The sequence below is a fragment of the Novosphingobium sp. SG707 genome (genome assembly GCF_012275515.1).
GTDB lineage: Bacteria > Pseudomonadota > Alphaproteobacteria > Sphingomonadales > Sphingomonadaceae > Novosphingobium.
The window spans coordinates 749643-763898 of record NZ_JAAZQL010000003.1; the positions used below are offsets into that span (position 1 = coordinate 749643).

A 14256-nucleotide genomic window follows, 5' to 3' on the forward strand; every position below is an offset into this window, starting at 1 on the left:
CATCGGGGCTTGGGACGATCTGGGCGTTCCAACTCACCGACTATACGGCAGGTCCTTCACCCTAATCTAACACTCAACTTTGATCTCGGGGTGTCGGCGGGGGTATCGGCGGCGGTATCGACCATTTTCCTGACGCCGGGGGAATGGCTGACCTTCGCCATTCCCTCAATACTCGCGGCGGAGGGATTACCCGGCGCGGAAGTGGAGCCCGATCAGGAAGCGCAGGGGGCCTGAGATAGGGGTTTCAGGCAGCAGATGCACCAAGACCAGAAAAATGGTCCATATGGCCGTCAGCACTGCCGTGACGATCAAAAACGCGATGAGGTATTGCGCGGCAATTCGTAATCCGCTCATGGCGTTTGCCCTGCTGATATCGACTTGATGTAAGGGGCGGTAGCAAGGTTGGCACATGGATACCGCCCCACCAAGTTAGGATCGGCTTGGCGGGGTAAAGGTTACAGAAACAGATTTGATGTCAAGGGCATTACCGTGGGGCAACCGTCAGCATCATTAAGGTGAGCACTGCGACAGCCAGCCATGCTCCGATGGCCAATTGGGCCGGGCCGGACAGTCTCAACGAAATGCCTCGATGATGCGAATTCCGGCCACAAACACCATCAGTGCCAATATAAACCCAGCCTCGATCCGGAGGCGGCGATCCTCGCGTTGATCCTGATCCATACGTCTGAATGACCTCCTAAAACAGCCCCTCCCGATCGCGATGGAGAGGGGACGCATCGAATTGCTCAAAGGTCTCTCAATATCTCCAAGCCAGAATTCGACCATTTATTATACTCAAAGCCTACCTTAGGTGAGGCACCTTGCCAGACAGCGACCTTCTCCGGATCTGCCCCTGCCTTTTCAAGAAGGCATCCTACGATCGGAATCAGGGTCATAAGCAGCGCTCGAAGGCGGTCGTGGTCCTTTTTCAATTCATCAAATTCAGTTTGTGAAATAGCCATATTGGTAGCCTCCTGTTGCGCGCCATACAGGGGCCTATCGCTTGGATGCAATGACCTCCACCGCCGCCCGCGCCACAGCCTCTATCTCGGTGTACGGGCTACCCGCTCCATTACACCGCGCCGCCTCGCGCATCGCGGTAACCACTCTCTCCAGAAATTCTGGGTCAATCTGATTCACGCGTCACTTTTGCGACAAATCAGGCCTGATCGCCAGTGTCATCCATCCATCGCCCACGACGCGGTTTTTCTATGTCCGGAGAAACCATGGCCGATAGTCCACCTATCCCGCCCGAGTATGTCTGGACTGGAGCGGGGGGCCTTCTGGGCCGCCTGATGTTTCATGCCCGAGAGGTCCAGCGCGGGCGCTGCAAGCCATGGTCGCCCGCACTGGGCATGGGCTGGGGCGCTTTGCGTCTGCGTCTGGGATCATCTGGCTATCCAGCCGTCCGCCACCGCCGCCATCCTCGCCAGCTACCTCGGGCCCTACACGCTTGATCTGCTGTTTGGCCGGGGTGCCGACAAATACCTGAGCGGCAGGCCCGCCGCCTGATCAGAGGTTATCATGCCCATTATTCCGCCCCGACATTACCGCAGCTGCGCGCATCGCAGGCCAAATGGAATATCCCGACCGGCATCAGCCTCGCCCGATGGGCCCTTGACAGCGGTTTGGGCAAGTTTGTCAGCGGCAAGAACAATTATGGCGGCATTACAGCCAAGGTGACCGAGACGAAATTCCCTCATAAGCCGGGAACGCCGCTGGAGCCCCTCACGCGCTGCTGGACGCACGAAGTCGTCAGTGGGCAGCGCGTATCGTGCCTGCGCCGGTTCAAGGATTACTCCAGCCCTGAGGACTATTTCGAAGCCCACGGCAAACTGCTGGCCACCGGCAAGCTCTACGCCAAAGTGCGGTCCGCGCTACCCGATCCCAATGCCTTCGCGGACGCTTTGACCGAGGTTTACGCCGCCGATCCAAAATACGGCGCCACGCTCAAAAGCATCATCAAGGCTTACAACCTGCGGAGTGCCGGCGATGTCTGATCATAATCCGATTGTAACCGAGCCTTACCTCCGCAGCCTTGTCGGCCGTGATGGCTCTTTCGCGCCATTCTGTCACTGCCGCCGGCATCTATGCCATTGCCAATGGCTGGCTGGATTAAGGCGGAGTCGATGGTGCCTTGGCCCTTCCGGCCGCCGCCCTGCCCGCCATGTACGGCGTGTGGTCGTCCTATCAGCGGGCCAAGGCCCTCAAGGCTGCGGCACCGTTGGTGCCCAATGCCATCATCGGGAGCAAGTAAGATGCGCAACATCCGTATTGCCTTTGCCCTAGCGCTTGTAGCTTCCCATGGCAGCCTGCCACACTGCGCCGCCCAGTTCCATCGTCAGCGGCTTCGGCGTGGGAGATGCATCATGAGCGGCGACGAAATTCTGGCCATCATCGCCGCCGCGCAGCAGTTGGTGAACATCGTCATCCCAAAAGTGGGAGGGAAGAACGCTGTTCGCGGGTGATCAGGAGGGCATAGGCGGCTGTCAACGTCCCCTCCGCGCCATCGGCCTTGCGCAGCAGAGTCGCCAGAACCGGCAGGCCAAACGCATCCAGCCGGTCCGCGTGGGCGGCGCGCGCGCCATCCAGCATGGCCGCCAGACCAGACCCCGCTTCCAGACGGTCGATCAGATGCTGCCAAACGGCATCAAGCGCAGCCTGCGTGCCGTCACGAGGAAGGCGGGTGAAGATGCGGTTGCCCGGACGGTGCTGCCGGAGGCGTGTAAGCCAGCTTTGCTGCTGGAGCCTGCCCGTCCACGTCCTCGGTTCCTGCCACATGGTCAGATCGATCATCGCTTCATTGCCAATGAGCGTGATCGGGGTGACAGCGAGTCCCTGCCGCCCGCGGCTGATCCTGACCAGCACCAGCCCACGCCACCCATGCGTAAGGTTTGCCTCCAGTGCCTCGAGTGCGGTTGTGGCGCTTTCGTCATGATCCAATGTCAGTGCCAGCCATGCGCCGGTCTCATCGCAGACCGGCCAGACCAATTGCTGCGCGAAGTCGTCGAACCAAGGCGCAGCGGTTTGCACAGGTGCGATCAGGCATGCCACCGGGCCGCGCGCAGCATCGAGACCCAGTCCGGTCTGCGCCTTGTGGACCGCACGTAATTCGGCCCAATTGCGGACGATACCTAGGAGGTCGGTCGGCGGCAAAGCCTTCGTCTCGATGATGGAGGCGCGCGCTGCGGCAGGTGCGGACAGGCGGCCGTCTGCCGAGATGTTTGCCCCTTCCAGCGTCAGTCTTGCATGTGCGAGGGTCGCCAGTGGCTCCGCCTGCCACATCGCCTGATGTCGCCACGCCTCGCCAGGCATGAACTGCGGGTCTTGACCCGGGCCACGTGCGAGGCTCGTGCTGAGCCAGCGGCCGGTCTCCGCCTCGACGAACCACGCCGTCACCCCGCGCGCGCCGGTGGGCGTACGCCAGCGCTCGCCACCGCAGCCGATCAGATTGAGCGGAGCGGCCGGTTCGAAGCTGCGTCGTAATTGCCCGACCAGCGCCGCCTGTCGTTCCTGATTGCCGCGACCGAGTGCGTACGTCAGGGCAAAGGCCGTCGCGGTCAATTCAAGCAGGACGTCGGAATCGAACGACAAGGCCCGCTTGCGCCGCAGCCGGATCTGTGCGGCAATCGCGCGCAGCAAGGCGGCAAGGCGCGGCAAGGCATCTGCGCGCGTCGAGACCGACATCTCGAACAGCGATTCTTCGAGCGGCACTGGCGCAAGATTGAAGCCGAGCGCAGCGACCTCGGCCAGCTGGCAGGCAATACCGTTGAGAAAGGCGGGATCGGGCACATAGGCACACGCGGTATCCGTCGGCGCGTCCGCCTCGGGCTGGGCGTCTGGCACGGCAAGACCGAAGTGGCGGCGTGCACCCAACACCGCAGCAGCATGGAGCGCCTTGCGCTGCGCTTTTGGTGCTTTCGAGATGATTCCGTCAAAGCCCTGACCGCGCAGGATCAGAACAGGTGCCTCAAGGCCCTGAAGCTCGACAGCGATCGCGTTGGACTGCACGGTGACTGTCGTTGGATCCCCCGTAGTTTCGAGCGCAGCGCGCCAGCTTGCCTTCCCGGCCCAGCGCGCCAGCGCGGCGAGATCGAACGCGGACAGCAGTTCCTGCGGGTCTGTACTTGCGGCGCCCGGTTCTCCCGCTTCCTCCGGCGCTGCGTCACCCGCTGCCTGCGTCAGCACGAACAGCACCGCCGCGATCCGATGGCGGCAGACAGCGACGGACTTGCAAGCGCATTGTGCCGCAGCTGGCCCGCGCGCGTCGAGCAGTACCAGATGGCCATCGGCGTCCACTTCGGCCTTGCCCGGTGACCCGCCGACCAGCCGCACCTTGCCTTCGTCCACATCGCGGTGGGCGCGGCGCACCAGCCCCGGATTGGTCAGCGTTGCCAGCGCAGTGTCGTCATAGGCCGCAAGGCTTTCGCGCAGAGCCGCGTCCGTCATGCGATCCGCGCTCCGATCCATTCGGCGAATCGATCCGGCGTGAGCGCGGCGATTTCCATGCCGCAACCCGCCAACCGTTCGGCCGTGCGGTGATCGTAAACAGGTGCGGCATCGTCGCTGAGTGCACCAAGACCGAGCATCGTGATCCGCGCCGAGGCCATACGTCGCACGGCCATGAGCAGGCGGCCGACCGGTGCTCCTTCCTCGAAATCGCTGATCAGCACAAAGATCGTCCGCGTTGGCTGCGTGACAAGGCTTTCGCAGTATTCAACTGCCGCGCCGATATTGGTCCCACCGCCCAATTGCACTGACATCAGCACTTCGACAGCATCGTGCGCCTCGCTGGATAGATCGACGATGGCCGTATCGAAAACGACGAGCTTTACTTCGACCGAGGGCAGCGCAGTGAGGATCGAGGCCATGACCGCGGCATAGATCGTGGAAGATAGCATCGAGCCTGATTGATCGACGCATAGCATGATCGTCCACGGAAGGCGCCTCTGGCTACGGCCATGAAAACGCAGGCGGTCTGCCACGATACGGCCGCGTTCGCGGTCCCAGTTCTTAAGGTTGTCGCGGATCGTCTCATGCCATGCGAAATTCTTCATCGCTTTCAGCTGGCTGCGGCGGAAGCGATTGGGCTTGCCCGCCAGTGCGGCCTCAATCCTGGGACGCAACTGTCGCAGGATTTCCTTAACCACTTTGCGCGTCACTTCTCGGATCTTCTCGCGCGCTGCCGGATTGGCGGCACCTTTGAACGCGATCAGCGCCTTGAGCAGATCGCGGTTCGGCTCCAGCGCATCGAGCACCGAAGGGTCGGAGAGCAGCTCGCTCATGCCCAGATTGTCAATCGCGTGAGCCTGCACCGTCTCATAGACCGATTGCGGGAACAGATCGCGCAGTTCGCCGAGCCAGCCGAGCGGTGTGAGGCTCGTTGGATCGAGCGAACCGCCTTTGCCGCCTGATTTACCGCGCCGAAGCCCGCGCTTCTCCATCTCGCGCGCATAGAGATAGTCAAGCGCACGATCGGTACGCATATCCGCGCCGGAAAGGTCGGCCGATGGCAGCGCGCGCTCGGCATAACGGCCTAGGGCAAGGCGCCAGCGGCGCAGGAGTTGCGGGTCAGTCATGCAAGACCGTCCATCGCAAGGATCGCCTGCAATTCACGCTCCAGCGCAAGATTGGCGGCGAGATCGGCTTCAGGAATGTCCACCATCACCGCAAGCCGATGAGGATCGGCACCAATGAGATCGGCGATTTCGTTCGCCAGCCGGTCCGTCTCGCGCGGATCAAGCGGCATGAGCGCAAGGCGCAAGTGCGGCAAAAGCGCGACGAAATCCGCCTCGCTCGCCCCAGCCACCACATCGTTGAGCGCAGTGATAATGACTGGCGTCGTCCATAGCAGTTCGCGCGCGATGGCGATGACGCCGCCGAGGAAGGCAAGCCGGTCAGCCGGATCGACATAACCGCTGGCCAGTTCGCTGCGCAGCCGTTGGTCAAGCGCGGCTGGGGCGATCAGGCCGCCGGTGAGGGCAAAGGCAGTGACCGCGCCTGCCAACATGGGATCAAGTTCCGCCTCGCCCAGCCTCGCCAGCGCTTCGTCGAACAGACCAAGGTCGAGTGGCGCGGCGGACGACCGGGCGAGTTCGATCAAGCCGCGCAAATCGGCCATCGCGGCGATGGCAGGGCGCAGCTGATCTTCTCCAATCCATGCAAGCTCAGGCAAGAGGGTCAGGATGCGGCGCCAGGTCGCAGCCATGATTCGGTCGAGCGTGGCCGTACCGGCGATGTCCAGAATGTCGCGACTGCGGCGCAGCAGCACGAGATCGGTAAGCGCTGCGATCAGCGAGGCGAGCCCCGGATCATCGAGGACATGGCGTTCGACTGCATCAAGCGCGGCATCCGCTGTTTCACCGAGCCCAGCCCGACACGCGGCGGCATAGAGATCGATCGCGGCGAGTGCGCTGCACCCACGACCAAGCTCGGCAAGCCCTGCAAGCTTCTCGACCAGCACTGTCGCGAGAGCTTCCATCAGTGTGTCCGCCACTTCGGACAACTCGATCAGGCGCGTCTCGACCTGCGGCGACCAGCAGACCGACCAGATTTCGTGCAGCCGATCGAGCCCCGCATCGTTGCGGAAATCAGGCCCTGCTGTGCGCTGGGCAAAGCCGGAGCCGATCAGCGCCAGCGCATGGCAGAAGCGGCTTGCCTCGCGGTGGCGAGGTTTGCGGTAGATGTCGAGCTCGCGCGTGCGTCGCTCGCCATCGGCAATGGTGAAACCAAGGCTGCGCGCCCGCTCACGCACAGCTTCGACAAGAGGCGGCGAGCCGGCGGACGGCGGCACATCGCCAATGGTGCTGCCGCAGAGCCAGATTCGCAATTGAGCGAGCAGCGGCACTTCGCCCAGCGGGATTTCGTCCTTGATAAAGCTTGATCGCACGGCGTCGATCACATCGTCGCGCGTGGGGAACGGCCGTCCACGCAGAGAGGCGAGGCGCTCGGCCTGTTCCACTGCGTTGAGTATCACTGGCAGACTCGGTGCCGCCATGTTGGTGCCGCGCAGATGCGCTGCAAAGCCAGTAATCAGCTCTAGTGCCAGCGAACCACCGCCAGTCCCGCGTGCCTGCCACAGGCGCTCGTAAAACCCGGGCAGCGCAAGACCGGCGCCGTAGCCGGCCAGCGCATCGAGCTGGCGCATGCCATAGCGGACAAGGTAGCACCGGCCTGCGCCTGCCTTTGGCTCGACTACCGCGCCATGGGCAGGAGCGATCAGCGCCGGGGCATGAAAACCGCCTACCAGGACAACAATCGGTCCCTCGATCGCCGCCCGATGCCGCGCAACAAGCGCGCGCATCTGCGCTTCGCGCGCCAACGTGCCGTCGTGCTCCATCGTCGCGGCGGAAACAGCACCGCGAATGCAGGCACAATACTGGCCGACATCCGCGAAGAAGCGGGCCCAATCTGCCTCGGCAATGCGGGCTTCGAACAACTGGTCCCACACTTCATTGCCGTCGCGGCAGCCGAGTTCCCGGGCGAGCGCAGTCACGTAGTCGCCGACACTGAACGGTTTCTCGTCTCCAAGCAGTGAACGATCGCCCGCGTCTTCATTGCCCGAGATCATCGCCGGATCGGTGGAAGGCAAATCGATGAAATGCGCCGGAATGCCGCGCGCCGCCGCCGTCTGCAGCGCGATCAGTTCGGGGCTGTGGTTGCAGAACGGAAAGTAGCTGACGACGCGCCGGGCGCCCCCCCCTTTCTCCATGTCGCGCAGCGCAACGACCGCCACTGGCGCGCGGGTGCGGGGATCGCAGATCTGCTTGATCAGCGGTTCGAAATCCAGCGGCCCCTCGATCAGGATCGCGGTGGGCGCGACGGCCGCCAGCAGACACTCCAGTTGCGCCGCACAGGCAGGGCTGTGGTGGCGGATCGGAACGATCCACAGATCGCGTGCAGGATCGTGAAGCACGGGCGCGTCCACCGCAGGGCTCACCCTAGTTTGAGCGACCGCGCCGCCGAATAGAATTCCTTCCACACGCCGGACCGCCCGGCGCGCTCTTTGACTATGTGATCGATGTAGGCGCGCAAGCGTTTGCCGTCTTCGGGCGAGTCCTTGAGCACCACGCCTTGGATCTGACGCGCGACATGCACACCGGACAGCCGCCCATCGTCGAGATAGGCTGCCTCCAGCGCGGCGGCATGGAGCACGTTGACTGCCTCTGCGGTCGACATCACCGCATCGGGCCGGTTCAGGTTCACCCCTTCCGCCGTGCGCCCGGTGCGCAGGTCCTGGAACGTGCGCACGAGGAGATCGGCCACGTCGCGTTCCCCGCGCACGAGGACCCCGGCCGGCTCCAGCCGTTCGGCAAGCTGCTTCAGTACCAGCTCGCGCTCGAAATCGGGATCGCTGATCGGGTGTACCGTCTCGAAATTGAAGCGTCGCTTGAGCGCGCTGGAAATTTCGTGGACGCCGCGGTCGCGCAAGTTGGCAGTGGCGATCACGTTGAAGCCGGGCGCGGCCATGGCCACCGCATCAGGGCCAAGTTCGGGCAGGGCCAGTGCCTTTTCCGAAAGGATCGAGATCAGCGCGTCCTGCACTTCGGGCGGGCAACGCGTAATCTCCTCGAAGCGCACGATCCGCCCGCTGCGCATCGCATTGAGCACAGGGGAAGGTACCAGCGCGCGTTCGCTCGGTCCCTCGGCGAGCAGCAGGGCATAGTTCCAGCCATAGCGGATATGGTCCTCGGTCGTGCCCGCCGACCCCTGCACCACCAGCGCCGAGGTACCGCAGACCGCGGCGGCGAGCAGTTCTGAGAGGAGCGACTTGGCCGTCCCCGGTTCACCCACCAGCATGAGCCCCTGCTGGCTCATCAGGCTGACGATGGCGCGATCGGCGAGCGGGTCATCGCCATAGAACTTGCGCGTGATGTTCAGCTTCGCATCGCCGAGCAGGAACTTGCGCACCGCGCGCGGCGAAAGCCGCCAACCGGCCGGACGCGGGCTGGCGGCATCGTCCGCCTCCAGCCGGGCAAGCTCGGCTGCATAGCGGTGCTCGGCCGGTCTGCGGATCGCCTTGGTCTGCTCGCTCATGCGTAGGCCTTCTTTTTCCACTCGATATCGAAGCCGGTGCCCTTGGCCGCGAAGTCATAATAGTCGCGCCAGCATTCGGCGAGCACCGCTGGCGGCACATCACGCAACACCATAGCCGTGCCGCCGGAGCCAGATCCGCGCAGCTTACGGAAATGCAGGGATTGCAGTGCCGAGGGGCGGTTCTCTTCGGGGAGCGGACTGCCGGTGAACTCGATCTCTACCTGCAGCCCCGCCTCCCGATAGGTCTTCTCGTAAGTGAGGAACCAGCCTCCGTCCTGCGCCGGGCCGCGTTGCCAGCCGAGCTTGGTCGCGACGCCGCGCAGCTTGAACGTCTCGATCATCCATCCCTCACGGTCATTGATCGATCGATTGCCAAAATCTGCGGGATCAAGCTGCGGCAGATCGCGGCCCAACTGGTCAAACGGCGACTGCACCGCATAGTCCCCCAGATGCCGGCGCCAAGCCTCGATGGTGGCGGCGTCGAGCAGCGAGGAATGGACGAGGCGGATCTCGGCAAAGGCCGCTATATCAACGTCACCGTCCTCGGCATCGGTGTAGCTGCCATCACCGAGTGGGCGGAACAGCGCCAACGGTTGCGTGTCGTCGGCATAGCCCCGCCACACCAGCCGGGCAGCGATGCGCCCGACGAGGGGATGGCCCGCCACGAAGCTTTCCCAATCCTCGCGCGGCCAATTGCGCTGCAGACACATCGCCTCCTTCAGGCGCTCGGTCTGCGCAGCGAAGACCTGCTTGGTTTCCTTGCGCGCGTTCGAAAGCAGCTTCTTCGCCGCCTCGACCAATGGGCGCTCCTCGTCAATCCGGGGACCGGGCAACGCCTTCACTTCGCGGCCATCGGCGTTGAACAGCACCAGCGCATCCTGCTCGTCGAGCCGTGCGACATAGGCCCGCCCTTCGCCGCAATCGAGCTCCAGCACGCCATCGGCATCGAAGCCGGCGGTGGGCACCGTGCGATCAGCCAGCTGCGCTGCCGACCAGCCATTCTGATCGGCAATCGCATCGATCAGCGCCCCGGCATAGGCCTGCACGCTCTTCTGCTTGGAGCGATTGGCGGCGGCGAGCACGACCTGCAACGCAGCACTGCTGCCATTTGCTGCCAGTGCTTCGAGCAGTGCCTTGGACTGCGCGACGCGCGCGCCATGATTTTTTAGGAAAGCGCGCGCACGCTGCGCTGCATCGACCCCGTTCACCCGTACGCAGAGCGCAAGGATCCCCTTGCTGTCTATCGCGCTGCCCAGGTACTGCCCGGCCTTGCTAGCCTTTAGTCGCGCGAAGACCACATCGCGGTCGGTAGGAAAGTAGTCGGCGCTTTGCGGCCAACGCTTGGCATTGGCGATATTGCTCTGCAACACTGCTGCGACGTTCGCGGCGGCATAGGCGTTGGCTTCCTCATCGCTCGGCGTCCGCGTATCCTCGTCAATCCATGAGGTCAGGACCATCCAGCCAAGCTTGTGCGCGTCACCAGGCACGAGCCGAGCCAGCCAGAGCGACATCAGCGCGTTTCCGCCGGGCTGCTTGAGCTTGCCGGCCAGCATAACCCACCAGCGCGGCAGCATGGGATCGACCGGATCGCCGTTCTCCCACGTCAACTGCGGTAGCCGGTCGAACTGAAACCAGTCGAGCGCCTTGATCTTGAGCTTGGCGAGCCCGGCGCGCGCCTCCTTGAGCATCGTATCCTGCGCGAAGAACACAGTGACGTCCTCACCCAGCCGTTCGAGCGAGGAAATCATCGCCGCGCGGACAAGATCGCTCTTCTCCTTGGCCAGCGCGCGGCGGATCGCCGGCACTTCGCCGCGCTCGCCGCGCCGGGCGAGCCAATCCGCCGCCAGCGCCCGCACGTCCTGCCGTCCATCCTCCAGCTGCCGCGCGATGGCATCGCCCAGTCCCGGAGTGCCGGCAAGCAGCGCGCGCGCGGGTGTGCGGACATGGCTCGAAGTCTCGTTCGCGAGAATTAACAGGCGCGAGCGGTAGCGCACGGGTAGCTTGGGAAAATGCCCGAGCATTTCGAGTCCCGCAGTGACCCGCATCGCGCTGCTGCCCGATTGCGGCGCCATCCCCAGCGCTTCGTCGAGCATGGCCAGCCGATCAACAAGCAGTGGCCAAAGCTCGAGGTCCCAGTCGGGTTGCGCGGCGTACCAACGCTGGGTCAGCAAATCGCGGACGAACTCGTTGCCGCCGTTCGCGATCCACATCTCATAAAGCGTGCGGATATCGAGGCCCGCCGCCAGCCTCCGCTGGATGGCGCCACCCGCGGGGCCGGCCCAGCCGTTAAAGAGGTTGAAGAAGTGACGGTTTGACGCCCCAAGCGCAAAACGCACGAGATGGTAGGTTGATACGCGAGGGTCATCGAAGAACTGGTCGACAGCAGGGTGACGGAACTGTTGGCAATTTAGCCAGCCCACCGCGCTCTGGTTTGTGCTGATGAGGTAGGTGCTTTCTGCCAGCACGGCGATACGTTCGAGCGCGCCGCGATTGACGACAGAAAAGCTTTTCGACCAGTGCCACCGCACCACCTCGGCCTCTTTCTTGCCGACAATCAGCATACGGTTGAACTCTTCCGCCGCCGGCGCAAGAATTTCAAACACGCCGCGGTCGAAGGGCGTAGCCTCATGGGCAGGCGCGGCAGACGGTAGCGCGACCCATGTACCGTCGACAGCGTTATAGCCTTCCGCGCCATCCGGCCGGAGCGGCGAAACCTGCCCAGCATCGCCGGGCGGGGACGCACCCCCGGCGCTACGCTGGAACGCCGCGACCACCTTGGCCGATGTCTCGCCCTCCCGCAGGCGCTCCAGTGTCGGCGCGGCAAGCTCGCCCAGCGTAAGCGCGGCGACTTCAACCAGTTCGGCCCGCGCACCCGGTGCTCCCGTGGCGAAACGCTCGCTGATGCAAGTGGCCAGCGCCGCGCCGTCGGTGCCTGTAAGAGCCTGCCGCGCGGCGGTGCGCACCTTCTTGGACGAACCAATCGCCGCTTCCAACAGCACGGCGAGATAGGGCGCCTGCTGCGCAAAGCGGCCGATGCTGGCGATCACTTCGGCTCGCACATCGACGCTCAGATCCGCCATGGCGGCGCTGACGGCTTCGGTCCGGTCGCGCAGAAAAGCCTCGGTGCCCATAAAGCGGTCCACCGAATTGTTGGAGCCATACTGCGCGGCATCGCGACAGAAAACGATATCGAGCACCGCGCCGAAGCCGAGCTCTCCATGAGCGACAAGTTCCTCCAGCGTTTCGACCGGCTGGTTCTTGCGCCCATGGCCCAGCCACAGCGTCACAACATGGCGCAGCCAGTCCGGTGATTTCTTCGTTCCAAAATAGCTCCAATCATATGTGATCGGATCAAGTGCGGCGAGAACCTCGCCCAGCCGCATCATCTGGTCCACCCGCCAATCCGCAAGCACCGTGAACAGGGCGTTTTCGTCCCTCACTGGATAGACCCGGTGGCGAGTACGCCATGCCTGCTGCACCGCATTGCCGTTTAGCTTGAGCACCAGCGAGGCGTGCCCCCCGGCGCAGACATGGGCGGCGATTTGCTGAGGGAGGCCGCGCTCCTGCGTGGAGAGGGCGGAGAAATGCTGCTCGACCTTGGAGATCGGTGCGCGGCCAGTTCCTTCGCCCGATGCAGAATAGACTAGACCAAGCGAAGTCTTGAAGCGGTCCCAGATCCCCAATGCCACGGCTTCCCCCCCAAAAAAACCCTTTTGCATAATGCCGCAATAGAGCGGGTGCCAAACAAAATCCAACCGATCCAGATGGTTTGCAGCGTCCGAGCGGTCACGATCACTTTTCGCGATACACGTGCCTGCGTCAAGCGATCATCATCTGGCGCTTCTGCATATTTTCTGTACTAAGATCCTGATCCGGATCTTCTGCGGGGCGGTTTGGCGGGGCATATGTGCGCTGGTTTCATCGCGATCCTGTTACGATGTCATGGCATCGCAGTCGCGATCCCCCCTCAAGCTGGCTCTTTGCAGCACGGCCCTTGCCGCATCCGGCAACCCCCGCAATCACCGAGAGATAGGCACTGGCGGTAGCATCAGGTTGCCGCCGCCTCGCTCCCTACCCTTGAGGGTCGCGAGCGGGATACAGTAAGCGCCGGCAGAGGCCTGTCGCGACAGGTCCAATTCCACGCGGATTGCGCGGACATCGGGCACCTCGATGGCGTGGAGACGTGCCGATCTCCTGGCTCCGCGCGCCGGTTTAGAGCAGCAAGCGAACAATCGCGACCTGCGCGGGGTGGTATCCTTTGCCTCGATGAGCGCCAGACTAAGCCGTCGATATTCCTGCGGGCTCAGAAACGGCTCCATCGACTTGCGCTTGAAGCGTGGCGTTCCCAGGCAGGGATTGCTCCTCTTGCGCAGATACCCAGCGCTTCAGCATATTTCAGCATCGCCGTCAGCACGCGGTTGAACTTCGGCTGCTTCCCTTCCGTGCCATCATCCCGCCAGCGGATGATGGCCGACTGGGAGATGATGTCGAGGCGGATGCCCGCCGAACTGGCGCGGCCTTTGCCTGCTTCCTTATGGAAAGCCCAGGAGGGCTATGTCGCTCCGGCAGGCGGTGCCGTTTGCTCTGCCGTAGGGGGGAGAGCCTTTGATCCGATAACGGTTTCAGAGAAACGTCCAGCTGCAGCAGAATGAGCTGAGAAGGGGCTGCAGCTCTTGCGAGCAAAAAGCAGCCCCCGCGGTTATAAAATCTGCAGTTGGTTGGAGAATGTCAGGAAGGGCTGCTCGGATGCGAGTGCCCGCCCCGATGCTCATGTGCCCATTCCCGTACCAGCTCGCCGTAATTCCGCTCTTGGTGATGCCAGGAATTCGAAAATGCAGGAGATTTTCCGTTTGACCCGAGATGTGAATTCAAATGGATCGGGGTGGGTCTCCGCTCTTCTGATTCCACCTTGGCAAAGGCTACATTATTTAGGCACAAAGTGCCCGTCATCGTGAGCACGACGCAGGCAGATTTTAAAAGGTTCACGACCATTCCCCTTAAATTTATGGAATAAAAGTAGAAACATAAAATTAAGAGGGGCTTTTTATGCATGGCAAAGATACTTGGTATTTAATTTTTAACCATGACGAAGGGCTGTTGCGGTTGGAAGGGTATCGACCGTATCAGTCCGCTCGGGCACGCCGGTCAGGCGGCTTAATTCTCTCGGGGAATGGCCTGAGAAAAAGCCCAAGGGCGCGCAGCGCTTCGATGTCTCCTCTC

Annotated in this window: 9 protein-coding genes; 2 read left to right on the plus strand and 7 right to left on the minus strand. The window is 63.1% G+C overall.

All coding sequences use genetic code 11. The features are described 5' to 3' along the window. Positions 1–186: 186 nt before the first annotated feature. Positions 187–354 (minus strand): hypothetical protein, encoded by a 168-nt coding sequence (locus tag FHW92_RS12235; RefSeq protein WP_168603497.1) that lies wholly within the window; start codon positions 352–354, stop codon positions 187–189. A gap of 392 nt (positions 355–746) precedes the next feature. Then, positions 747–962 (minus strand): hypothetical protein, encoded by a 216-nt coding sequence (locus FHW92_RS12240; RefSeq protein WP_168603498.1) that lies wholly within the window; start codon positions 960–962, stop codon positions 747–749. A gap of 340 nt (positions 963–1302) precedes the next feature. Between FHW92_RS12240 and FHW92_RS12245 the strand changes: the two genes are divergently transcribed. Both FHW92_RS12245 and FHW92_RS12250 read left to right on the plus strand, forming a co-directional pair. Further along, positions 1303–1512, plus strand: coding sequence for a hypothetical protein (locus FHW92_RS12245; RefSeq protein ID WP_168603499.1), 210 nt, complete (start codon positions 1303–1305; stop codon positions 1510–1512). Positions 1513–1556: 44 nt separating this feature from the next. Then, a complete protein-coding gene (locus tag FHW92_RS12250) occupies positions 1557–2000 on the plus strand; it encodes a glucosaminidase domain-containing protein (protein ID WP_246870131.1) in 444 nt (147 codons plus the stop codon). Positions 2001–2427: 427 nt separating this feature from the next. On the opposite strand, the gene FHW92_RS12255 is transcribed toward FHW92_RS12250, so the two are convergent. The 5 genes from FHW92_RS12255 to FHW92_RS12275 are packed head-to-tail and all read right to left on the minus strand — an operon-like array spanning position 2428 to position 12755. Further along, entirely contained in the window at positions 2428–4449 is a 2022-nt protein-coding gene (locus FHW92_RS12255) for a hypothetical protein (protein WP_168603500.1), read from the minus strand. Further along, positions 4446–5579: a VWA domain-containing protein gene (locus FHW92_RS12260; protein ID WP_168603501.1), complete on the minus strand. Its 1134-nt coding sequence runs from the start codon at positions 5577–5579 to the stop codon at positions 4446–4448. Before FHW92_RS12260 ends, FHW92_RS12255 begins: the two co-directional genes overlap by 4 nt. Further along, complete coding sequence (locus FHW92_RS12265) at positions 5576–7927, minus strand: DUF5682 family protein (protein WP_168603502.1); 2352 nt, start codon at positions 7925–7927, stop codon at positions 5576–5578. The genes FHW92_RS12260 and FHW92_RS12265 overlap by 4 nt, the downstream gene beginning before the upstream one ends. An 8-nt stretch (positions 7928–7935) precedes the next feature. Continuing rightward, a complete protein-coding gene (locus FHW92_RS12270; RefSeq protein WP_168603503.1) occupies positions 7936–9036 on the minus strand; it encodes an AAA family ATPase in 1101 nt (366 codons plus the stop codon). Then, positions 9033–12755, minus strand: a complete 3723-nt coding sequence (locus FHW92_RS12275) for a DUF4132 domain-containing protein (protein ID WP_168603504.1) — start codon at positions 12753–12755, stop codon at positions 9033–9035. The genes FHW92_RS12270 and FHW92_RS12275 overlap by 4 nt, the downstream gene beginning before the upstream one ends. Positions 12756–14256: the final 1501 nt, after the last annotated feature.

Excerpts from the sequence above, each read along its gene's own strand:
- FHW92_RS12235 (WP_168603497.1), bottom strand. The coding sequence starts at position 354 with ATGAGCGGATTACGAATTGCCGCGCAATACCTCATCGCGTTTTTGATC.
- FHW92_RS12240 (WP_168603498.1), bottom strand. The coding sequence starts at position 962 with ATGGCTATTTCACAAACTGAATTTGATGAATTGAAAAAGGACCACGAC.
- FHW92_RS12245 (WP_168603499.1), top strand. The coding sequence starts at position 1,303 with ATGCCCGAGAGGTCCAGCGCGGGCGCTGCAAGCCATGGTCGCCCGCAC.
- FHW92_RS12255 (WP_168603500.1), bottom strand. The coding sequence starts at position 4,449 with ATGACGGACGCGGCTCTGCGCGAAAGCCTTGCGGCCTATGACGACACT.
- FHW92_RS12260 (WP_168603501.1), bottom strand. The coding sequence starts at position 5,579 with ATGACTGACCCGCAACTCCTGCGCCGCTGGCGCCTTGCCCTAGGCCGT.
- FHW92_RS12270 (WP_168603503.1), bottom strand. The coding sequence starts at position 9,036 with ATGAGCGAGCAGACCAAGGCGATCCGCAGACCGGCCGAGCACCGCTAT.
- FHW92_RS12275 (WP_168603504.1), bottom strand. The coding sequence starts at position 12,755 with ATGCAAAAGGGTTTTTTTGGGGGGGAAGCCGTGGCATTGGGGATCTGG.